Source organism: Paucisalibacillus globulus DSM 18846, assembly GCF_000482485.1.
In the GTDB taxonomy this organism is placed as follows: domain Bacteria; phylum Bacillota; class Bacilli; order Bacillales; family Amphibacillaceae; genus Ornithinibacillus; species Ornithinibacillus globulus.
The window spans coordinates 68414-89820 of the sequence record NZ_AXVK01000001.1; the positions used below are offsets into that span (position 1 = coordinate 68414).

The window sequence follows — 21407 nt, forward strand, 5'->3', positions numbered from 1 at the left end:
TGGGCATAACTTACTTGAGTTATGCCCTTTTCATTAAACTTCCATTATTGCGGATGGTGTGTATTTCATTGCGTGGTCAATATAATAAAGAAGATCTTCATGTGATGCAACAATTTTCTTATCGTCTAAAGAGTAATGGTAAGCGTGCAGGAAATTCTGTATTCTTTTGGATAATAAGTCATCCTTCGTGCGGACCATTAGTACTAGTAAGTCATCCCATTGTCCCCATAACGTATAGTACAGAGCCTTGTCGTAGTCTGGTATGTCCATCCTGAATTCCCCTCCTTAAAAACTTACAAGGGTAGTTATAGCTTCCCCGTATTATATATATATTTTCCCATAACAAATTTGGTGTTTTTTCCAATTTTAGGCGAGCCTTCATTAGGATAAACAGTTCTTGCTGATACATACTAAAAAAATGAAAGGGAGGGATTGAACAAAAATGAAAAAACACCTAGTAGGTATTGCTGCAGCAGCTCTAATTATTGCTTCAGGTTGTGGTGCTGATAATGAAGAAGGCCAGCAAGGTACAACGAATCAAAATATTGAGCCAGTAAGGTATCAAAATAACCAAGATGGCCTGGAACGCAATCGAAACTACACACTTCAACGTGACTTGGAAGAGCCGAACCGAACGGATATCAACACAAGAAATATAAATAATATAAGAGATCAAAAAAATGGGGAAGCAAATCGTGATGGCGATAGTACTGATCGTTATGATGTTGCAAATGAAGCAGCTGAGTTAATCACTAAAAAGATTGATGTTATTGATAACGCATATGTATTAACTACTGACAATAATGCCTATGTTGCTGCAGAGTTAGATACAGACAGTGGTAACCGAAACAATAACAAAGATGGTGAGCAGTTAACAGACGATGTTAAAGAACAGATAGCTGCTATTGTGAAATCGGTTGACCATGATATTGATAATGTTTATGTATCAACGAATCCAGATTTTATGGATTTAGTAAATAACTATTCAAATGATATTGATAATGGTGAACCAGTAGAAGGGTTCTTTGATGAAATTGGTAATATGATTGAGCGCGTTTTTCCTCAAAATAGATAAGAAAGTCGACAGGTGTTAAACCTGTCGACTTCTTTTTTTTGATAATGGGAATTAGCTCAATGTGAGTTAAATACTAATACTAATACTAAAGACCTATTTTAAAAACCATTCAACATATGATATCCTATTACATATAATTCTTATTAAACATAGTGGATTACTATGAATTGAATTTATATGGGGTTGAATATATATGGGACGTGAATTTCTTGAGATTTTTGAGAATTGGGCGGAGGATTATGATAAATCTGTAGCAGGAATGGATCCTGAATATAAAGAGGTTTTCCGAGACTATAATAATATTTTGCAAGAAGTAACGAATAACTCCTTTGGAAATATTCTTGAATTTGGTGTAGGAACAGGCAATTTAACAGCGAAGTTCCTAGAAAGAGGGCACCGTGTAATAGGTATTGAACCTTCTAGTGCCATGAGAGGTGTCACTAAAGCAAAGCTACCTGAGACCATCATTTTGGATGGGGACTTTCTCCATTATCCGAAATTAGATCTACCAATTAATACGGTTGTTAGTACGTATGCTTTTCATCATTTAACAGATGTTGAAAAGGAATCTGCAGTGAAAAATTTTTCAAGAGTTTTAGCAACAGGTGGCAAGGTTGTTTTCGCTGATACAATGTTTGTATCTGAACAGAAGATGCAACAGAAAATAAATGAAGCAGATGAGGCGGGTTTTACTAACTTGGCAGAAGATTTGAGACGGGAATATTATCCACTCACGGAAACGATTGAGCGAATATTTATAACAAATAATTTTACTATTGAATTCAAACAAATGAATGAATTTGTTTGGTTAATCATAGCTAAGAAACTACATGAATGACTAGTGTTAACTTTTCTGGGAATTAACTTCTCGCGGCTCCTAAGAGTTGTAATACATCCAGAATATCTAGGCTATGAAAAGCATAGTTTTTAGCTGTGAGCACAATACCAATATATTAAATAAGAGAAAAAGGAGAAATCGGAGAAATGAAAAAGATGAATGTAGAAAGCTTTAATTTAGATCATACAAAAGTAAAGGCGCCATATATAAGACTTGTTGGCGTGACAGAAGGTGTTAATGGAGATAAGGTCTATAAATACGATATTCGTTTTAAACAGCCAAATAAAGAGCATATGGAAATGGCTGGGCTTCACTCCATTGAACATTTAATGGCAGAAAATATTCGTAACCATATGGATAATGTTCTAGATATTAGCCCAATGGGTTGCCAAACTGGTTTTTATTTATCCATTATTAACAATGATTCCTATGACGAAGTCCTTGTCACATTAGAAAAAACATTGCAAGATGTTCTAGCTGCGAATGAAGTACCTGCTTGTAATGAAGTTCAATGTGGATGGGCTGCGAATCATAGTTTAGAGGGTGCTAAGGAAATCGCCAAAGAAATGCTGGCTAGAAAAGACGAGTGGAAAGAAGTCTTTTAATTAATGGGGTGACATAATGGCATTATATCAATCGTTACACGAACTAATTGGCCAAACTCCTTTGTTAAGGATTAATAACTTTGATATACCAAACAATGTTAACTTGTATGCCAAACTAGAATTTTACAACCCAGGTGGAAGTGTTAAGGACCGATTAGGTGTTGAACTTATCTCAGAAGCACTGCGTACCGAAAAAATCAGTCGAGGCGGTACCATAATTGAGCCTACTGCTGGAAATACAGGAATTGGCTTAGCTATAGCTGCAAAGGAAAAAGGGCTCAAGGTCATCTTTGTTGTTCCGGAACATTTTAGTATGGAGAAGCAAATGATCATGCAGGCCCTTGGTGCAAATATTGTTCATACTCCCAGGGAATCGGGGATGGTTGGAGCAATTAATAAGACAGAGGAGCTTTTAAAAGAAATTCCAAATAGTTATTCTCCAGAGCAATTTGCAAATCGAGCTAATCCTATGACCTATTATAAAACCCTTGCACCTGAAATATGGCAGGAACTTCATGGCGAATTGGACGTATTTATTGCAGGTGCTGGTTCAGGTGGTACTTTTATGGGCTGTTCTCGGTATTTTAAGGAAAAAAATTCTAAGGTTAAAACAGTCATTGTTGAGCCAGAGGGTTCGGTTATTGCTGGAGGAAAACCTGGTCCCCATCGAACGGAGGGTATTGGTATGGAATTTTTACCAACATTTGTAGACCCTAAGTATTTTGATGAAATTTATACGGTTGAGGATATGCATGCTTTTGAGATGGTGGAGAAGCTAGCTCGAAATGAAGGATTATTAGTAGGAAGCTCTTCGGGAGCAGCAATGTATGCTGCTTTAGAGGAAGCTAAAGTAGCAAAAAATGGATCAACCATTGTAATAATATTCCCGGACAGTAGTGATCGTTACTTGAGTAAAAATATTTACCCTAAAGTAAAGGATGTGAAGATATAACATGCGTTCAAAAACAAAAATGGTACATGGAGGAATTACCGGTGATGAGCAGACTGGAGCTGTGTCTGTTCCAATTTATCAGGTGAGTACTTATAAACAAGATGGAGTTGGGAATTTTCGTGGCTATGAATATTCGAGAACAGGAAATCCAACTCGGCATGCATTAGAAACGGTAATTGCCAGTTTAGAAAACGGTACCCATGGATTTGCCTTTGGTTCTGGAATGGCGGCCATTACAACCGTAATGATGTTGCTCAAATCTGGAGACCATGTCGTAATGACGGATGACGTTTATGGTGGATCTTTTCGCTTGATGACAAAAGTTTTAGAACGATTTGACTTACAGAATACGTTTGTAGATACTAGTAATCCTGAAAAAGTGGAAGAAGTTATTCAAGAAAATACAAAAGCTTTGTATATTGAAACACCAACGAACCCTCTGTTAAAAATAACAGATTTAAGAAAAATGACTGAAATAGCGAAAAAACATAATCTATTACTCATCGTTGATAATACATTTGCAACGCCATACTGGCAACAACCACTTGATTTGGGGGCAGATATTGTACTGCATAGTGCTACCAAATACATTGGTGGACATAGTGATGTTGTTTCTGGTCTTGTTGCTGTTAAATCTGATGAGCTAGCTGAAAAAATTCATTTTCTACAAAATTCTGTTGGGGCGGTTTTAGGTCCACAAGATTCATGGCTTTTAATGCGAGGAATAAAAACATTAGCTCTACGGATGGAAGCGATAGAAATGAATACAAGGAAATTAGTATCGTATTTGGTCGAGCATGATAAGGTTAAATCAGTCTTTTATCCAGGATTAGAATCTCATTCTGGTTATGAAATTGCAAAAGGACAATCAACTGGCTTTGGAGGAATGATTTCATTTGATGTTGGAAGTGGAGAGTTAGCAGAAGAAGTATTAAAAAAAGTTAACTATTTTACCCTAGCTGAAAGTTTAGGAGCAGTCGAAAGCTTAATCTCTCTACCAGCAAAAATGACCCATGCTTCTATTCCTGCAGATAGAAGACGAGAGCTTGGAATAACAGAAGGATTAATCCGTGTTTCTGTTGGTATTGAAGATGTGCAAGATTTAATAGAAGATTTAGAACAGGCTTTATGTGATTAATCGGGGCAGCTCACGGGGCTGCCTTTTTATATGAATTAGAACATGAGCCCAAGTCCGAGGAACATACGCCCATTGGTCTAGAACATGAGCCTAAGTCCAAGAAACACACACCCATTTGGACTAGAACATGAGCCCAAGTCCGAGAAACATACACCCATTTGGACTAGAACATGAGCCCAAATGCTAGAACGAACCCCCGCCAAATCGAAGCCTTGCCCAGAATACACAGATACCATTTCACATTTTATAAAACTAATATTAAACCTATTAAATATATGCTAAAATAGACACAATATTAACAAAGAAGGGAAGTCTAAATATGAGTGAAAAGGCTTTAGCTTATTTAACAGAAAACAGAAACCGTTTATTACAAAAATTAAATGACTTTCTCTCAATTCCAAGTGTTAGCACAGATAGTGTACACAAGGAAGATGTTAGAAAAGCAGCGAATTTTTTAGAAAATTATCTAACTGATACAGGCTTTGAAAATGTTCACCTAGTTGAAACAAAGAAACATCCAATTGTATATGCAGAATATATGATGGCAGAGCCGGACGCACCAACTGTACTTATATATGGGCATTATGATGTCCAACCAGTTGATCCAATTGAACTTTGGGAGAGTGATCCATTTCAGCCTGAAGTAAGAAATGGACGTCTATATGCTCGTGGATCTAGTGATGATAAAGGACAAGTGTTTATGCATTTGGCTGTTTTTGAGGCCATTATGAAAACAGAAGGAAAGCTTCCACTAAATGTAAAGGTTTGTTTAGAAGGCGAAGAGGAAATTGGTAGTGAAAATCTTTATACCATGCTTCAGGAGAAAAGGGATTTATTTCAAGCGGATTTTGCCGTTATCTCGGACTCTGGAATGGTTGCCAAAAACCAGCCTACTATTCTTTATGGACTAAAGGGTTTTACTGGAATAGAAATTACAGTATCAGGTCCAGATCATGACTTGCATTCTGGAATGTATGGTGGTGCTGTTCGAAACCCGATTATGGCATTATCCCATATACTTGCATCTATGAAAAACGAGAATGAGGTTGTAACAGTAGACGGCTTTTACGATGGAGTGGAAGATCTAACTGATGAGGAAAGGGAATTAATTGATCAGGTTCCGAGTGAAGACTTTGTTCAAGCGACTGGAATAACAGAGACTGTTTCAGAAGAAGGGTATACGGCAAAAGAACATACAATGGTAAGACCAACATTTGAAGTGAACGGTATTTATGGTGGTTATCAAGGCGAAGGAACCAAAACAATCATCCCTACTTCGGCAACAGCAAAAATAACATGTCGGCTAGTACCTGGTCAGGATCCAATTAGTGTTCAACAGGCACTTGAGAGTCATGTGCACAAGGTTGCTCCAAAAGGTGTAACGGTTGAAGTGAAGAAAGAAAAGTTGTCAGCCAAAGCTTATAAGGTTGAACCGAATCATCCATTAATACAAAAAGCAGCAGAAAGCTACACGAAAGCATTTGAGAAAGAAACCGTTTATGTCCGTATGGGTGGATCTATTCCGGTTGTAGAATGGATAGAGGATATCTATAATATTCCCATTGTTTTACTAGGATTCGGGACCCCAGAAGATAGATTACATTCACCTAATGAAAGCTTTCCACTTGATAGTTATGATAAGGGGATGGAAACATTAGTATATTATTGGAATGAAGTAATAAAGAAATAGATTCATGTTAATTTCCCGGGTATTTTTCTAGGAAATTAGCTTACTGGGGGTGAGGGAATTGGAAAGAGCGGTAGAGGCAGTGTACAGCCAAGAAATAATTAATAGATTTCTTAAAGTATATCACTTAGAACCAACTTACAAAGTTCTAGGTGACTTCGAAAACTATGTGTATGAAGTAATGAAAGAAGGAAAGCCCTATATATTAAGAATAACCCATAGCTCTCACCGCAATGAAAATGAAATAGTTGGAGAAATAGAATGGATGAATTATTTGTATAACCATGGAGCTAATGTATCGGTTGTATTTCCTTCGAATGATAATAACTTAGTTGAAAAACAAGTTGCTTCTGATCAATCTATTTTTTTTGGTAGCCTTTTTTCAAAGGTAAAAGGTAGACCAATTCGAGCAAATGATAAAGAGTTTCATGCTAAATTATTTGAAAGCTGGGGGAAAGAAACAGGTAAATTACATCGATTAACCAAAAATTACTTACCAGAAAAAGTTACCCGGAAAAATTGGTATGAAGATGATCTATTTGAAATCGAAAAGTATGTACCCGAAGAAATAATGGTTATTGAACGAACAAAAGAAGTAATACAAGTGTTAAAAGAATTACCTCAAGAGGATTTTGGGCTTATACATAATGATATTCATAACAAAAATTTCTTTTATGATGGAATTGAAATTCATATATTTGATTTTGATGATGCCTGTTACTTTTGGAATGTCTCAGATATCGCTATCCCATTATACTATTCCTGCTACTCCTTGTTCTCGGATAAAACAAGAATCGAAGAGAAAAGGAATTTTGCTAAGCATTTTCTTACGGCTTTCATGAAAGGGTATACCGAGGAAAAGGAACCACCTAAGGACTGGGAAAAGTTATTAACACTTTTCTTGGAGGTTCGTGATATTACTCTTTACGCTGCCTTAAATAAGAAAATTCCTCCAAAGGATCGTAATGAGGACTTACTGAAGAGTATGCAGCAAATAAAGGAAAGAATTGAAAGGAAAGAAGCAATTGTGTCAATTACTTAAAGAATCTAAGGGTGGTAAAACATGAAGATAGCTTTAATTACCGGGGTCTCAAAAGGCTTAGGTGAGGCACTAGCAAAATTGTTTTTAGAATCAGGTATTCATGTTCTTGGTATTTCAAGGAATTCAAATGGTCGTTTAGTTAAAATTGCTACTAAAAACAATGTAAACTACGAGCATTATCCTTGTGATCTCAGTAATATAAGTGAGTTAGAAAATGTTATCGAAAAGATTCAGGAAGATGTGAATAGGCTCAATCCATCTTTATTCTATTTGATTAATAATGCAGCAGTTATTGATCCAATTCATCAAGTAACTCAGATAGAAAATGATAGATTAGCTTATCATTTTCAATTAAATGTCGTTGCACCTATGATATTAATGAATCAAATGCTCAATTATTCCAGTAGTTCGAACACCACCTTTATTGGTGTAAACATTACTTCAGGTGCAGCGGAACGCCCGGTTTATGGTTGGAGTGCTTACTGTAGTTCAAAAGCAAGTATTAATATGTATACAAAAACCGTAGCACTTGAACAAGTCAATTTGAAAACGGGACAAAAGATTATTGCATTTAATCCAGGTATAATGGATACGACTATGCAACAAACGATTCGTTCATCCTCAAAGGAATCTTTTATAGAAATTGACAAATTTAAAGGATATAAGGAAAATAAACAATTGCGTGATACGGACATGGTTGCTGGTATATTGATTGATATTTTAAATGATGAGGCAAGCATTGAGAATGGCAAGATTTATGATGTTAATGAGTATTTTTAAAAAAATGGTAAGACATAAAGCATGCCTTGATGGGAAAGTCTCCCGTCAAGGCATTTTCATTTCTATATTAGTAAAATCCTCTACCATATCCACCTGCACCAACAATGATAAGCAGGATGAATAGAACAACGATTAGCGCAAATCCGCCTTCAAATCCACGGCTCATTATATCACCTCCTATAATTCAATTATTTTATAAGGGTTGGAATTTAAAAATTCCAACCGCCACCGTATCCATAACCATAGCCACCACCGTTGTTATAACCACTAGCACCAACTATAATTAACAAGATAAATAGCACAACAATTAAAGCAAAGCCGGCTCCATAACCTTTTTCTTTACTCATTTATTGCCACCTCCTCTAGTACAATGTATGTGTGGATCTAATTGGTGACAGGGCGAATGCACAGGTGAACAAGATTAAAAAATTGGTTTTTTTCAATAGTCCATGTGAATGAAAGTGTCGTGAAAATATGGTACACTTAGGAAATGGAAAATAATATATTATAGCTAACAGTTTATACTGATAAATAGAAAGGACGATTACATGATTACCAGAAAAAGCAAACGAGAAATAGAACAAATGCAACAGGCTGCTGACTTATTAGTTGAGGTTCATAAAGAAATTGCTAAACTTATTAAGCCTGGAATTAGTACATTAGAAATCGATACTTTTGTCGATCGATTCCTTGAAAAACATGGAGCAATTCCTGAACAAAAAGGGTACAATGGTTTCCCATATGCTACTTGTGCATCCATCAATGATGAAATTTGCCATGGGTTTCCTCGCGAAGAAAAATTAAAAGATGGAGATATTGTAACAATAGATATGGTTGTAAATCTTAATGGTGGGTTGGCTGACTCAGCTTGGACCTATGCAGTAGGAAATGTAGATGAAAAAGGTTTGCGCCTTATGGATGTTACTAAGAAATCCCTTTATATCGGGATTGAGCAAGCGAGAGCAGGCAATCGCATAGGTGATATCGGCCACGCTATTCAAACATATGCTGAAGGAGAAGGGTTTTCTGTAGTACGTGACTTTACTGGTCATGGTATTGGCCCAACGATTCATGAAGATCCTCATATTCCACATTTTGGTTTGCCAAATAAAGGTCTCAGGTTAAAGCCGGGAATGGTTATTACTATTGAACCGATGCTAAATGAAGGGGAATGGGGTAGCAAGGTGGACAGCAATAATTGGACTGCTAGAACTATCGATGGCGGTCGCTCAGCTCAGTATGAGCATACAATAGTAATTACAGATGGAGATCCGATAATTTTAACAGAACAGGATAAATAACTTCTAAGGAGAATTTGTACATAGTTGCAAATCTCCTTTTTTATTACTTAGGAAATTATAAAAGTAACTGCCTGTGGATATCACTATTTTAACGGCCACGTCTCACTCAGCGCCCAGGGACTAGCGAGACTTCCCTCACCTCATGACACGATAAAGAAGACTTGCCGATTGGCTTTGACAGAGGCTTAGTCGCACTTATACCCTTGTGGTGAAAGTCAACATCGACTCCCTACGGTCGACGTGTTTCCTTTATCTCCTCCGGGGAATGGACTGATAAAACCCCCACTTTGCGTGGCAACGCAGTCCCACCCTGCATGGCAGGGCACAGTCCAGTCCGTAGTCCCTAACCGGGCACTTCCGCTTTTGGTCTTTAGGTAGTTAAGGTAATGTAAAACTATCCTTATGCATAGATCTAGCAGATATTACTAGTTCGTATTGTGTAATTGTTCAATGAAGCAATGTTACTCTCCGGTGGATTTCTAATAATTAAAGACTCTTCTGTTCTCACATAATCAGAAATAAGTTATAATTATTAGAAATTTAATTCAGGGGAGAGGCGAACATGGAAACAGTCAGTAAAAATAAACAGACAACATCATCATCCGCTTTGAGGATTAAACGCGGTTTAGCGGTGGGCTTTCCAATTATGCTCGGATACATACCTATTGCTATTACGTACGGCGTTCTAGCAAAGCAAGCTGGTCTATCACTTACTGAGCTTACTTTAATGAGTGTTTTAGTGTTTGCTGGTGCAAGTCAATTTATGGGTGCTAATATGATTGCACTGGGAGCAGGAGCAGTGGAAATAATTATAGCGACCTTTGTTTTGAACTTTCGCCACTTTGTAATGAGTCTTTCCTTTATGAATCGATTGCGAACAGTTGATTTAAAGTGGAAGATACCACTTTCCTTAGGATTGACAGATGAAACTTTTGCCGTTTCATCCTTACATCCGAAAGAAGCGAAGGAAGATAAGGGATTTCTTTTTTATAGTGCTCTTACTTTAATAGCGTATCTTTCCTGGGTAGTTGGCTCCTTTTTAGGTGGAGTGTTAGGGGAAGTCATTCCTGAAAAATTGAGTCAAAGTATGGGGATTGCCCTCTATGCTATGTTTATTGGTCTATTAATTCCATCTGTGAAAAAAGAGTTACGAGTGGGATTCATTGCTATTATAGCGATGTTGATAAATGTTATTTGTTTACAATTTATGAGTAGTGGATGGGCAATTGTTGCAGGTACGGTTCTAGGTGGATTAAGTGGACTATTTATATTAAAGGAGGAGCGAGCATGATGATTCTCTTAATAATTATAGGAATGTCTGTTGTGACGATGCTCCCAAGAGTAATACCTACTTTTATAGTAGACAAGTTACAATTCAAGGATTGGGTGAATCGGTGGCTTAATGCGATTCCATATGCAGCATTAGGAGCACTTATATTCCCTGGTATTTTATCAGTTAATGCTGATAAACCACATATCGGATTAGTGGGAGGACTTGTGGCAGTAATATTAGCATATATCGGATTAAATGTTATTTTTGTTGTAATTGGTGCAATAGTTTCAGTATTTTTGTTAACAATGTTATAGAAAAAAGGAGGGTCGCAGTACTACCAGACTGCGGTACCCTCCCTTACAGCATTACTCATTATAAGGTTCAATATGAATATGTGTGTACAAGATACCATGTTTATCAGCTAGCTTTTCTTCAATATTCACGGTAATATCATGGCCTTGTCTAACATTCAGTTCTGGGTCAACTTTGATAGTGACATCTAGTACAGATTGGTTTCCAAGTGCACGGCCTTTAATATCTTCCACTTTTTTTACTTCGGGGAATTTAGAAATTTCTTCTTTAATTTTTTTTAGACGTTCCTCATCAAATCCATCCGTTAACATAAGGGTGGAATCCTTAAAAATCTCCCATGCAGTTTTACAAATAATTACACCTACAATAAAACCAGCAAGAGGATCAAGCCAAAAAATCCCAAATTGCGCTCCAACTATCCCAATAAAAGCTCCAATACTGACTAAAGCATCGGAACGATTATCTTGTGAAGCAGCATATAATGCACTACTATTTACTTTTCTTGATAAAGAAAGATTATATTTATATACAACATACATCACCAATGCTGCACCAAGGGCGGTCCATGCCGTTAACATATCAGGTCTTACAGTATTACCCTCAAATACTTTAATTATAGTTGAAAATATGACCTGTATACCAACTGCTACCATAATAAATGCAGCTAATAAGGATGCAATTGTTTCTGCGCGGTAATGCCCGTAGCGGTGATTCTGGTCGGGTGGTTTTTGGGAGATACGCAGTCCAATTAATATAGCAATAGATGCTACAACATCTGTTGAGTTGTTTAACCCATCTGCCCATAAGGCATCTGATGTTCCTATGTATGCAACTATAAGTTTTGTACCAGCGAGAAAAAGGTATGCAAAAATACTAATCCAAGCACCTTTTTCACCACTTTTCATATCTAGTGGTTGATTCATCTATATGCCTCCATTTATAACATTAGCTTATCAAGTTTATCAAATTAGATATTGGTGGGTCTAGAGAAAAAGATAAGCGCCAAGGATATTTAATTGACATGCTATAAGTATGTTTCCCATGTCCAAGAAATATGAATTAGTTATATTATTGGTTCAATAAAATTTCCATTGCAATAATTCTAAAAATTTAGGATAATAGTAATAAAGGTGCAGAAAGGGCGTATCCCAATGAAAAAGGAAAAGGTGAATTACCTATTTTGTCCATATGATGGAAAGGTCCTTAACGCAAGAAGAGAAATATCCTTTGAAATTCGACTAACTTCACGACTAATACTAGATGAATTATGCTTTAACTGGAATAAAAAGATGTTAGAAGAAAAAATAAATCAGTCCATTCAAAAAGGAAATAAAGAAGAATTTGCAAGTGTTCGCGAAGAATATATGCAGTATATTTGGGAATAAACGTATGCATTCTTCATTTGCCTTGCCTCTGTTTGGTAAGGCTATTTTTGGTAGTTAGGAAAGTATATAGAGGGAGTATAAAAAACTTTCCGCCGACATAAGAAAAACTAACACATTCGCTAAAGGACGAGCGAATGCGAGTTTTTCTAATGTACGGATTGACCGGGTATGTAAAATTAGGAGGGTCTTATGAAGATAGATGAAACTATTCTAAAACGACAAAATCGAATACTACTTTACATATTATTATTTGCCATGTTACTTGGTTTGGGTGCTGAAGTTATAGTTGGTGCACCACTTGAAAATATGTTAGCTATCGGGTTAGGTGGGGTCTTTTCAATTGGGTTAATGGCTTTCTTCAGTTATAAAGGAATTTTTAGTAATGTAGTTCCATATCTTGCTATTGTTTGTTTAACAGGTGTGTCACTAATTGTTATGTTAAGCTCTGACTATGTAACTAATATGCTATTTACTTTCTTTTTATTAGCTGTTGCAGCTGTATCACTTTCGAAAGCGGTACTAACAACAGGTGGAATTTTAGGGATATCTTTACTAGGGTTCTTTATTGCTGTTAAGGGAGAAGTCGTTGGATTTGATACTCGTTCAGCAGCAATCACATTAGTGTTTTTTTCACTGATATTCATTGTGCTATTTATTCAAATACGTGTTTCAAGAGGATTTATCACAACTATGGAACAAAGTCTCAGTGAAATAGAGGAAAAGTCTAGGATTGAATTAGAGAGAACTAAAGTTGTACAAGCTAGTGCAATAGATGTTAGAGAACAAATGAATATACTTGAACAGGACTCAAGTTTAAATCAGCAACAAATGAAAGAAATGCTTGAAGGATTTCAGGAAATAGCTAAGGCAAGTCAACAACAGTCAGAAACTGCTAGTGAAATCTCTGAGTCCACCAATTCTACCAATCAGGCATTAAATAAAATGATTGTATCCTTTTCGAATAGTGTTGCTGATGGTGAGGAATTAATCAATTTATCAACAAAAGGTACAGCCTCTATGGATACATTGGCAAAGACTATACATGACTTCCAAGCATCATTTGATCAGTTAACAATGAATATGGAAAATCTTGTTCAACGTATCGATGAAAATAATTCCAATACGGAAAAGATTCAAGATATTGCGAAACAAACAAATCTATTAGCACTGAATGCTAGTATTGAAGCGGCAAGAGCAGGAGAATATGGAAAAGGATTTTCCGTTGTAGCTTCAGAAATTCGAAAATTAGCAGAAGTATCTCAAGTAACTGCAAAACAAATGAGTGAAAATCTTGAGATGATTGAGCATGATGCAAAAAGTACACAAATGGAAGTAAATGAAAATAAAGAGAAATTATCAATCAGTACGGAGCATACAATGGCTTCAAAGGAGCATTTCGAGACAATCACAACGCAATTACAAAGCTTTATTAAGTACTTACAATATTTAAATGAACAAGCCAATGAAATTAAAGGTTCATCTGGAAATATAGAACAGTCTGTCGATCAATTAGCATCGATTATTGAGGAGAATACGGCAACTATTGAAGGGTTAGAAGCAATGGTTGATGAGCAAGTGAATCGTATGACTATTTTAGTTCGTGCTATTGAAACAACAAATGAAGCTGCTGCATCTTTAGAAAGGGTATAAAAAAATTACAAAATATTTACAAAATCAATCGTTTCATTTTGCTATGCTAAGCATGAGGGGAGTGTTTGTTTTTGAAAAAGGATAAGAAAACACAACTGAGCTGGGCTCTTTATGATTTTGGAAATTCAGCCTTTGCTACAACGATGTTAGCAGCGATTCTACCAATATTTTATTCAAGTGTTGCTGCAAACAATATAGACGATGGCCTAGCAACCAGTTATTGGGGCTATGCAAACTCTATCGCAGTATTAATTGTAGCTATCTTAGCGCCAATACTTGGAGCAATTGCCGATTTCTCAGCTGCTAAGAAAAAGTTTCTTCGCTTCTTCGCATTTATGGGGATGATTGCTAGTGTCTCTCTGGCATTTACTGGAGAAGGAGATTATATTTTTGTTGCAGCGTTATTTATTGTTGGCTCTATTGGTTTTTCAGGTGCTAATATTTTCTATGATGCGTTTCTGCCAGAAATCGCAGATGAAAGTGATATTGATAAAGTATCATCAAAAGGATTTGCTTTAGGATATGTTGGTGGGGGAATTCTTCTTTTAATCAATGTAGTGATGATACTTAAGCCTGAAATGTTCGGCTTAGATGTTGTTGGGGCAATGAAGGTATCTTTTGCAATGGTTGGTATATGGTGGCTTATATTCTCTATTCCATTACTGAAAAACATACATGATGAAAAAAGAGAGCCTATTAAGAAGGATAAGGCATATATTGCAATAGGTTTCACTAGGATTGGAAGTACCTTTAGGGAAATTAAACAGTTTAAGCAATTGTTACTTTTCTTATTTGCTTTTTGGTTATTTAACGATGGAATTTCTACCATAATTCGAATGGCTACAATTTATGGTACAGAGATTGGTATTGGTCAAAATGATTTAATCGTGGCTTTATTAGTCACTCAATTTGTTGGAATCCCGTCTACCTTTTTCTTTGGTTGGTTGGCAGGAAAGATTTCACCAAAAAGGGCCTTAATGATAACATTGTTTGTCTACCTAGGAATTGTAATAATTGGTTACTTTATGAATTCGGCACTACATTTCTACCTTTTAGCAACTATTGTTGGATTTGTACAGGGTGGTGCTCAGGCATTAAGTAGATCGATTTATGGACGAATGGTTCCAGCCAATAAAAAAGGTGAATTCTATGGATTTTATGGAATTTCATCCAAATTCTCGGCAGTATTTGGACCTTTCTTATTTGGATTTGTGGGCCAACTAACAGGGAATAGTAGATATGGGATCTTGTCTTTAATCTTCTTCTTTATTGCAGGTATTATTATTTTAAGTTTTGTAAATGTACAAAAGGGTGCGGAGGCTGCAAAGAACCATTCTTCGTAAACTCTATATGTAGAAAAAGCCGCGCAGGGATCGTTATCTGTGCGGTTTTGTTTCATAAGGGGGACAAAAAATGAAAAGAATCGTAGTTATAACAGTTGGCAAAACACATAGTGGGAAGACAACTTTTGCACGACAATTAGAACGTAAATTGGACAATTCTATCGTGATGGACCAAGATAATCATGCTGAATTCATTAATACCTATTATAAAAAGCTACAACCTAAAAAAGGCCCTAATACATTAAAACATGCAATTTCCAAATTGGTTGTAGACTATACAAAGGAAAATACTGATTTTCATTTAATTATTTGTAATTCCAATCGAAGTATAAACGATCGAGGTTATTTATTGAAACAATTATTTCCTGCGAAAGATTATATACGGATTCTTGTTCATTTTGACATTCCTGATCATATTCTACTTGCAAGGATTCAGCAAAGTAAACGTAAAACAACTATTTTTAGAAGTGCAGTAAACTTTGAACAGGTTCTCGCACGTCAACAAACAGATGATGCAAGGGAAGACGTAATTAGTCCAACTCAGGAAGAAGCGGATTATTTATTTGTGCTTAAAGATAGTAGGGAAGTTGATGTTATTGTTGAAAGGGTAGTTGCAATTGCAAAAGGAATGTAGGAGGTTGAAAGTTTGGATTTCTTCATATTTTGACTTCACTACGTATAGAAAGAATAATAAAATTACCAGAAGATTTTGGAGGTTTTTCCAAGAAAAAAAGTATTATTATTAAGTGATTTGGGAACCTTTTATTATCAGAAAGAGCAAATAAAAGATAGGAGGGGAACAAATGTTATCAAAGCTTTTTACAATCGTATCAATAATAGGTGGGTTAAGCATAATCATTATTTTTGATTTATTATTGATTATCCCACTTACAAAAGACCAGCCAATCGCATTATCCATTGCACTGTTGTTTGAGATTGTATTCATTTTAATAATTATAGGCTATAGTTTTCAATATGGCTATAAAAAAGGTAAAGGAACCTTGTTAAATAAAGGTTCCTTTACGTAATTTACAAAGTTGATAAACTAATGTTTTTACAAAATTGGTTCACAAAATTGATTTTGCATATTCCTCTCAAGAGGTAAGCCCGTATCGTATGATATATCCCCAATGATTTCTATTAATTCATCTCGTACCGTACCATCATTTCTCCAATACCCAATCACTTTTTTCATAATGTCTATACTTTGAATTCTTGCTTGTTCATACAAGTCAATGAAACTTTTCTTGCTAGGTTCCCTTGTAGCAGGATGAAGCCATGTGGAATGTTCTAAATTTAAATAATCCTTGTGATCTACAATTGGTTGATGTGAAAAAGAAGATACGGTTGTAGGTAGTAATCTATTTTTCCAACCATTTGGATCAGCTAACAATTTAAGAGCTAATTTCATATCATTGAAAGCTTTTATTATATACTTTGATGAATCCTTTTCTATCTCTGGAAAGTGCTTTTTAATAGTCTGATGTAATAAATTTGCAATTTCATTCTTAACGGTTTGATTTAGATGAATTTCTTTATAAACCGGTGTTTTCCAGGTTTTAAGGTTTTTATATCGTTCCATCATCAAGGTATCGATTATAATTTCTAATTTTGAATGATTATTTCCTTCATAGCCAGCACGGTAATGAATATATGGATGTGTATTCCGGTCTAAAATGTGATGTGTTACATAACCGAAAACATAGGATTTCATTTCATCAGATTTATCTTTAACCTCATCAATTAAGTACATAAGGAATTCACCACAATTTTCGGTGTGAATTCTGTTTCCAATACGATTGACAGGATTATCTTTCATCCATGGCCAAAAATTATAGTAGAAAAATGGATCTGGACCTTGTGCACCTAAATTTAAAATATAACTTTGCCTGGGAATAGACTTGGGACTTCCAATTGCGTCTATTACATCTTCACAAAAAAGCATGTGTGTCCAAATATTAGGCATTGTAAAGTCCTCCTAACTTTATCCTTATGATACATACTAGTATAATGCTAATTTAGGTGAATAGGCATTACAATTTTGTGAATTCAACCTAATACGTATGAAATTAATAATTTTTTGTAGGGTAAAGGTGAATTTGATTTTCATTTTGTTAAAATTTGATACAATAGAGAGGGATTATTATAACAATCAACATTGGGGAGGAAAATACATATGGATTTTCGTATTGAACATGATACGCTTGGTGAAGTAAAAGTTCCAGTGGATAAGTTCTGGGGTGCGCAAACACAACGTAGTAAGGAAAACTTTCCAATTGGAAATGAAAAAATGCCAACTGAAATAATAAAAGCGTTTGCAATTTTAAAGATGAGTGCTGCAAAAGCTAACAGTGATTTGGGCCTCATGGATGCAAAAAAGGCAGAAGCTATTGAGTATGCTGCCATAAATATTATTGATGGAAAAGTAGATGACCATTTTCCATTAGTTGTTTGGCAAACGGGGAGTGGTACTCAGTCCAACATGAACGTGAATGAAGTAATTGCACATGTTGGAAATGACTGGTTAAAGGAGCAAGGTAGTGAGTTAGTCCTTCATCCAAATGATGATGTAAATAAATCACAAAGCTCAAATGACACCTATCCAACAGCAATGCATGTTGCTGAAGTATTGAAGCTTGAAGAGGTTGTTTTACCAGCATTACGTAAGTTAAAAGAAACATTTAATACAAAGATGAATGCTTTCCAAGATATTGTTAAAATAGGCCGTACACACTTACAAGATGCAACACCACTAACACTGGGGCAAGAGATTAGTGGATGGCATCGCATGCTAGAAAAATCCGAAAGCATGATTGAATCCAGCTTACCTTATTTAAAGGAATTAGCAATTGGTGGAACTGCTGTTGGTACTGGATTAAATGCCCACCCAGAGTTTTCTGATCGTGTATGTGCGGCAATTAGTAAGTTTACTGGAAAAGAGTTTGTTTCTGCACCAAATAAGTTCCATGCACTAACAAGCCATGATGAAACTGTATTCGCTCACGGGGCATTAAAAGGTCTTGCAGCTGACTTAATGAAGATTGCCAATGATGTTCGTTGGTTAGCGAGTGGTCCACGTTGTGGAATAGGTGAGATTACAATTCCTGAAAATGAACCAGGTAGTTCCATCATGCCAGGTAAGGTTAACCCGACTCAAAGTGAAGCTGTTACAATGGTTGCAGCACAAGTAATGGGGAATGATGCGGCAATTGGCTTTGCTGCTAGCCAAGGTAACTTTGAACTAAACGTTTTTAAACCTGTAATAGCTTATAATTTCTTACAGTCTTGTGAGTTACTTGCAGATAGCATTCTTTCATTTGATGAACGCTGTGCACAAGGTATCGAGCCAAATCTAGAACAAATTGAAAAGAACCTAAATGATTCTCTAATGCTTGTTACAGCATTAAATCCACATATTGGTTATGAAAATGCAGCTAAAATTGCGAAAAAAGCCTTTGCTGATAATTCGACATTGAAAGAAACTGCTGTTGAATTAGGATTATTAACTGCTGAAGAATTTGATCAGTATGTAAATCCAAGAGAAATGACATATCCTAAATAATAAACAAAAAGAATCCTACCAGATTATTAAATGGTAGGATTCTTTTTGTTCTTAGGTCAATAGAACATTGAAAAGACAAACCTTGCGATTATAAATACTTAAAAGCAATGGCTCCTAAATGGCAACCCACAATTTACCAGTGGATTTTTGTGATAAGATTCTCTGTTCTGTTCACAATATATATCACAGGAGGTGATAAAACATGGCTAACAACAATTCAAACCAATTAGTAGTGCCTGGCGCACAACAAGCTTTAGACCAAATGAAATATGAAATCGCTTCTGAGTTTGGAGTAAACCTTGGTGCTGATACAACTTCTCGTGCTAACGGTTCAGTTGGTGGAGAAATCACTAAGCGTCTAGTTCAAGCTGCTCAACAACAATTAGGTGGTCATTAATTTAATAGTTATGGATTGGGGTAATAAGCCCCTTGTAGAAAGGGAAAGTCATCAGACTTTCCCTTTTATGTCCCTATTTTTAGAACTAGAAAAATAATTTATTCTATAAAATTTGGATTAGGTGTTTTTCTAACCGAATATAGAATGCCAAATTTAGAGGAGAAATCTTTATATATATGAATTTCCAATGATTTCTTGTGATAAGAATATGCTGTTCTGCTCAAAATACTCTTACAGGAGGTGATAGAATGGCAAGCAAAAATTCAAACCAACTGCTTGTACCTGGAATTGAACAGGCCCTTGATCAAATGAAATACGAAATCGCTTCTGAGTTTGGTGTAAACCTTAGTGGTGAAAGTGCTTCTCGTTCAAATGGTTCGGTTGGAGGAGAAATCACTAAGCGTTTAGTTCAAACTGCTCAACAACAATTAAATGGTAAGTAAGAGGATTGAGTTTATTCTTTAATATAGCTTTCTAATGACAATAGATTAGCGCTTATAATTATCAAACAGGAGGTAATAGAATATGGCAAATAATAACTCAAATCAATTAGTAGTCCCCGGTGCACAACAAGCTTTAGACCAAATGAAATATGAAATCGCTTCTGAGTTTGGAGTAAATCTTGGTGCTGATACAACTTCTCGTGCTAATGGTTCAGTAGGTGGAGAAATTACTAAGCGACTTGTTCAAGCAGCTCAACAACAATTTGCTGGTAAATAATTGAATATCTATGGCTATTGGAAAGGGAAAGCTTATGGGCTTTCCCTTTTAAAATATTGATAACAGTATTATTTACAACTTTATAGAAATAATTCCCTTTAATTAACAAAAGTATTTCATTCTTGTATCACAAGAGTGAAATATAAATAATTTTAAAGAACAAAAAAAGAGGGCTACTAGCCCCCTTATTAATCGTTAATTAGTAAATTCTTTCTTCTGTTTCAGCATTGAAGAAATGTGCTTTGTTCATATCTAAAGCTAGATCAAGTGTTTCTCCACCTTGGATATCTGAACGTGAATCAATACGTGCAATAAAATCTTGATCTGCAACTTTTGAATATAGGAAAGTTTCGGCACCCATCAATTCTGCAACTTCAATTGAAGCAGAGATTTTAGTATCTGGAGTTGATTCAATAAATATTAATTCATCATGAATATCTTCTGGACGAATACCTAGAATAACTTCTTTATCAACATAGCCTTTTTCTTTTAATAGCTTTAATTTACCTGCAGGGATTCGTACTTTAATGTCGCCCATTACAAAGTTATTCTCTTTAATCGTTCCAGTTAAGAAGTTCATAGCAGGTGAGCCAATGAATCCACCAACGAATACATTATTAGGGTTATCATAAACTTCTTTCGGTGCACCTACCTGTTGGATAATACCATCTTTCATAACAACTAGACGTGTAGCCATTGTCATAGCTTCTGTTTGGTCATGGGTTACGTAAATTGTAGTTGTTTGTAGACGTTTATGAAGCTTCTGAATTTCTGCACGCATTTGTACACGTAATTTTGCATCTAGGTTTGATAATGGTTCGTCCATTAAGAATACTTTTGCATCACGAACAATAGCACGACCTAAAGCAACACGTTGACGCTGACCACCAGAAAGTGCTTTTGGCTTACGATCTAAATAAGCTTCAAGACCTAAGATTTTTGCAGCGTTTTGTACACGCTTATCAATTTCGTCTTTTTTAAATTTACGTAATTTTAATCCAAACGCCATGTTATCATAAACATTCATATGTGGATATAATGCATAGTTTTGGAAAACCATTGCGATGTCTCGGTCTTTCGGTGCAACATCGTTCATTTTCTTATCATCAATGAAAAGTCCACCTTCAGTAATTTCTTCTAGACCTGCAATCATCCGTAGAGTTGTCGACTTTCCACAACCAGATGGTCCTACAAAAACGATAAATTCCTTATCTTGAATATGCAAGTTAAAATCATTTACTGCAATAACATCTTTGTCATATTTTTTCTGAATATGTTCTAATCGTAATTCTGCCATGTGTATGTCCTCCTTAGTTTGTGAAAGCGTTTTACTTTATGATTCTATTA

General features: G+C 35.7%; 26 protein-coding genes. 20 read left to right on the plus strand and 6 right to left on the minus strand.

The features are described from left to right. Positions 1-33: 33 nt before the first annotated feature. The gene (locus tag K332_RS0100330; RefSeq protein ID WP_026905626.1) at positions 34-270 is read right to left on the minus strand and encodes a YhdB family protein; all 237 of its coding nucleotides are present in this window, start codon (positions 268-270) and stop codon (positions 34-36) included. Positions 271-442: 172 nt separating this feature from the next. Here K332_RS0100330 and K332_RS0100335 point away from each other — a divergent pair, with 172 nt between their 5' ends. From K332_RS0100335 to K332_RS0100370, 8 genes are all read left to right on the plus strand, one after another. Further along, the gene (locus tag K332_RS0100335) at positions 443-1075 is read left to right on the plus strand and encodes a YhcN/YlaJ family sporulation lipoprotein (protein ID WP_026905627.1); all 633 of its coding nucleotides are present in this window, start codon (positions 443-445) and stop codon (positions 1073-1075) included. Between the two features lie 193 nt (positions 1076-1268). Beyond that, the gene (locus K332_RS0100340; RefSeq protein ID WP_026905628.1) at positions 1269-1913 is read left to right on the plus strand and encodes a class I SAM-dependent methyltransferase; all 645 of its coding nucleotides are present in this window, start codon (positions 1269-1271) and stop codon (positions 1911-1913) included. 146 nt (positions 1914-2059) lie between these two features. Then, complete coding sequence (locus tag K332_RS0100345; RefSeq protein ID WP_026905629.1) at positions 2060-2518, plus strand: S-ribosylhomocysteine lyase; 459 nt, start codon at positions 2060-2062, stop codon at positions 2516-2518. A 16-nt stretch (positions 2519-2534) separates the two neighbouring features. Further along, positions 2535-3470 carry a PLP-dependent cysteine synthase family protein gene (locus K332_RS0100350; RefSeq protein WP_026905630.1) on the plus strand — a complete coding sequence of 312 codons (936 nt, stop codon included), beginning with the start codon at positions 2535-2537 and terminating at the stop codon, positions 3468-3470. 1 nt (position 3471) lies between these two features. Then, the gene (locus K332_RS0100355; protein WP_026905631.1) at positions 3472-4608 is read left to right on the plus strand and encodes a bifunctional cystathionine gamma-lyase/homocysteine desulfhydrase; all 1137 of its coding nucleotides are present in this window, start codon (positions 3472-3474) and stop codon (positions 4606-4608) included. A gap of 319 nt (positions 4609-4927) precedes the next feature. Continuing rightward, positions 4928-6298: a dipeptidase gene (locus K332_RS0100360; RefSeq protein WP_026905632.1), complete on the plus strand. Its 1371-nt coding sequence runs from the start codon at positions 4928-4930 to the stop codon at positions 6296-6298. 58 nt (positions 6299-6356) lie between these two features. Further along, a complete protein-coding gene (locus K332_RS0100365) occupies positions 6357-7337 on the plus strand; it encodes a phosphotransferase enzyme family protein (RefSeq protein WP_026905633.1) in 981 nt (326 codons plus the stop codon). A gap of 21 nt (positions 7338-7358) precedes the next feature. After that, positions 7359-8117, plus strand: a complete 759-nt coding sequence (locus tag K332_RS0100370) for a (S)-benzoin forming benzil reductase (RefSeq protein WP_026905634.1) — start codon at positions 7359-7361, stop codon at positions 8115-8117. A gap of 67 nt (positions 8118-8184) precedes the next feature. Here K332_RS0100370 and K332_RS23485 read toward each other — a convergent pair whose 3' ends face one another. Both K332_RS23485 and K332_RS24640 read right to left on the minus strand, forming a co-directional pair. Then, positions 8185-8283 (minus strand): YjcZ family sporulation protein, encoded by a 99-nt coding sequence (locus K332_RS23485; protein ID WP_084287590.1) that lies wholly within the window; start codon positions 8281-8283, stop codon positions 8185-8187. A gap of 43 nt (positions 8284-8326) precedes the next feature. Next, on the minus strand, positions 8327-8464 hold the full coding sequence (locus tag K332_RS24640; protein ID WP_084287591.1) for a YjcZ family sporulation protein: 138 nt from the start codon (positions 8462-8464) through the stop codon (positions 8327-8329). Positions 8465-8665: 201 nt separating this feature from the next. Between K332_RS24640 and map the strand changes: the two genes are divergently transcribed. The 3 genes from map to K332_RS0100395 all read left to right on the plus strand — a co-directional run bounded on the left by map (position 8666) and on the right by K332_RS0100395 (position 11005). After that, a complete protein-coding gene (gene map, locus K332_RS0100385) occupies positions 8666-9418 on the plus strand; it encodes a type I methionyl aminopeptidase (RefSeq protein WP_026905635.1) in 753 nt (250 codons plus the stop codon). A 562-nt stretch (positions 9419-9980) separates the two neighbouring features. Continuing rightward, on the plus strand, positions 9981-10709 hold the full coding sequence (locus K332_RS0100390; protein WP_026905636.1) for an AzlC family ABC transporter permease: 729 nt from the start codon (positions 9981-9983) through the stop codon (positions 10707-10709). After that, positions 10709-11005, plus strand: coding sequence for an AzlD domain-containing protein (locus K332_RS0100395; RefSeq protein WP_026905637.1), 297 nt, complete (start codon positions 10709-10711; stop codon positions 11003-11005). Before K332_RS0100390 ends, K332_RS0100395 begins: the two co-directional genes overlap by 1 nt. Before the next feature lie 51 nt (positions 11006-11056). Here K332_RS0100395 and K332_RS0100400 read toward each other — a convergent pair whose 3' ends face one another. Beyond that, the gene (locus K332_RS0100400; protein ID WP_026905638.1) at positions 11057-11926 is read right to left on the minus strand and encodes a cation diffusion facilitator family transporter; all 870 of its coding nucleotides are present in this window, start codon (positions 11924-11926) and stop codon (positions 11057-11059) included. A gap of 228 nt (positions 11927-12154) precedes the next feature. Between K332_RS0100400 and K332_RS0100405 the strand changes: the two genes are divergently transcribed. From K332_RS0100405 to K332_RS0100430, 5 genes are all read left to right on the plus strand, one after another. Next, a complete protein-coding gene (locus tag K332_RS0100405) occupies positions 12155-12388 on the plus strand; it encodes an IDEAL domain-containing protein (RefSeq protein ID WP_026905639.1) in 234 nt (77 codons plus the stop codon). Between the two features lie 189 nt (positions 12389-12577). After that, on the plus strand, positions 12578-14038 hold the full coding sequence (locus K332_RS0100410; protein WP_026905640.1) for a methyl-accepting chemotaxis protein: 1461 nt from the start codon (positions 12578-12580) through the stop codon (positions 14036-14038). Between the two features lie 71 nt (positions 14039-14109). After that, positions 14110-15381, plus strand: a complete 1272-nt coding sequence (locus K332_RS0100415) for an MFS transporter (RefSeq protein WP_084287594.1) — start codon at positions 14110-14112, stop codon at positions 15379-15381. A 70-nt stretch (positions 15382-15451) separates the two neighbouring features. Next, positions 15452-16015 (plus strand): AAA family ATPase, encoded by a 564-nt coding sequence (locus tag K332_RS0100420; protein ID WP_026905642.1) that lies wholly within the window; start codon positions 15452-15454, stop codon positions 16013-16015. A gap of 169 nt (positions 16016-16184) precedes the next feature. Next, on the plus strand, positions 16185-16409 hold the full coding sequence (locus tag K332_RS0100430; protein ID WP_026905643.1) for a hypothetical protein: 225 nt from the start codon (positions 16185-16187) through the stop codon (positions 16407-16409). 26 nt (positions 16410-16435) lie between these two features. Here K332_RS0100430 and K332_RS0100435 read toward each other — a convergent pair whose 3' ends face one another. Then, on the minus strand, positions 16436-17347 hold the full coding sequence (locus K332_RS0100435; protein WP_026905644.1) for a zinc dependent phospholipase C family protein: 912 nt from the start codon (positions 17345-17347) through the stop codon (positions 16436-16438). 210 nt (positions 17348-17557) lie between these two features. Between K332_RS0100435 and fumC the strand changes: the two genes are divergently transcribed. From fumC to K332_RS0100455, 4 genes are all read left to right on the plus strand, one after another. Beyond that, positions 17558-18943, plus strand: coding sequence for a class II fumarate hydratase (gene fumC, locus K332_RS0100440; protein WP_026905645.1), 1386 nt, complete (start codon positions 17558-17560; stop codon positions 18941-18943). Between the two features lie 202 nt (positions 18944-19145). Continuing rightward, positions 19146-19340 carry an alpha/beta-type small acid-soluble spore protein gene (locus tag K332_RS0100445; RefSeq protein WP_026905646.1) on the plus strand — a complete coding sequence of 65 codons (195 nt, stop codon included), beginning with the start codon at positions 19146-19148 and terminating at the stop codon, positions 19338-19340. 248 nt (positions 19341-19588) lie between these two features. After that, positions 19589-19783, plus strand: coding sequence for an alpha/beta-type small acid-soluble spore protein (locus K332_RS0100450; protein WP_026905647.1), 195 nt, complete (start codon positions 19589-19591; stop codon positions 19781-19783). Between the two features lie 82 nt (positions 19784-19865). Beyond that, the gene (locus K332_RS0100455) at positions 19866-20060 is read left to right on the plus strand and encodes an alpha/beta-type small acid-soluble spore protein (protein ID WP_026905648.1); all 195 of its coding nucleotides are present in this window, start codon (positions 19866-19868) and stop codon (positions 20058-20060) included. Positions 20061-20259: 199 nt separating this feature from the next. Here the strand turns inward: K332_RS0100455 and K332_RS0100460 are convergent, their stop codons facing one another. Then, the gene (locus K332_RS0100460; protein ID WP_026905649.1) at positions 20260-21357 is read right to left on the minus strand and encodes an ABC transporter ATP-binding protein; all 1098 of its coding nucleotides are present in this window, start codon (positions 21355-21357) and stop codon (positions 20260-20262) included. Positions 21358-21407: the final 50 nt, after the last annotated feature.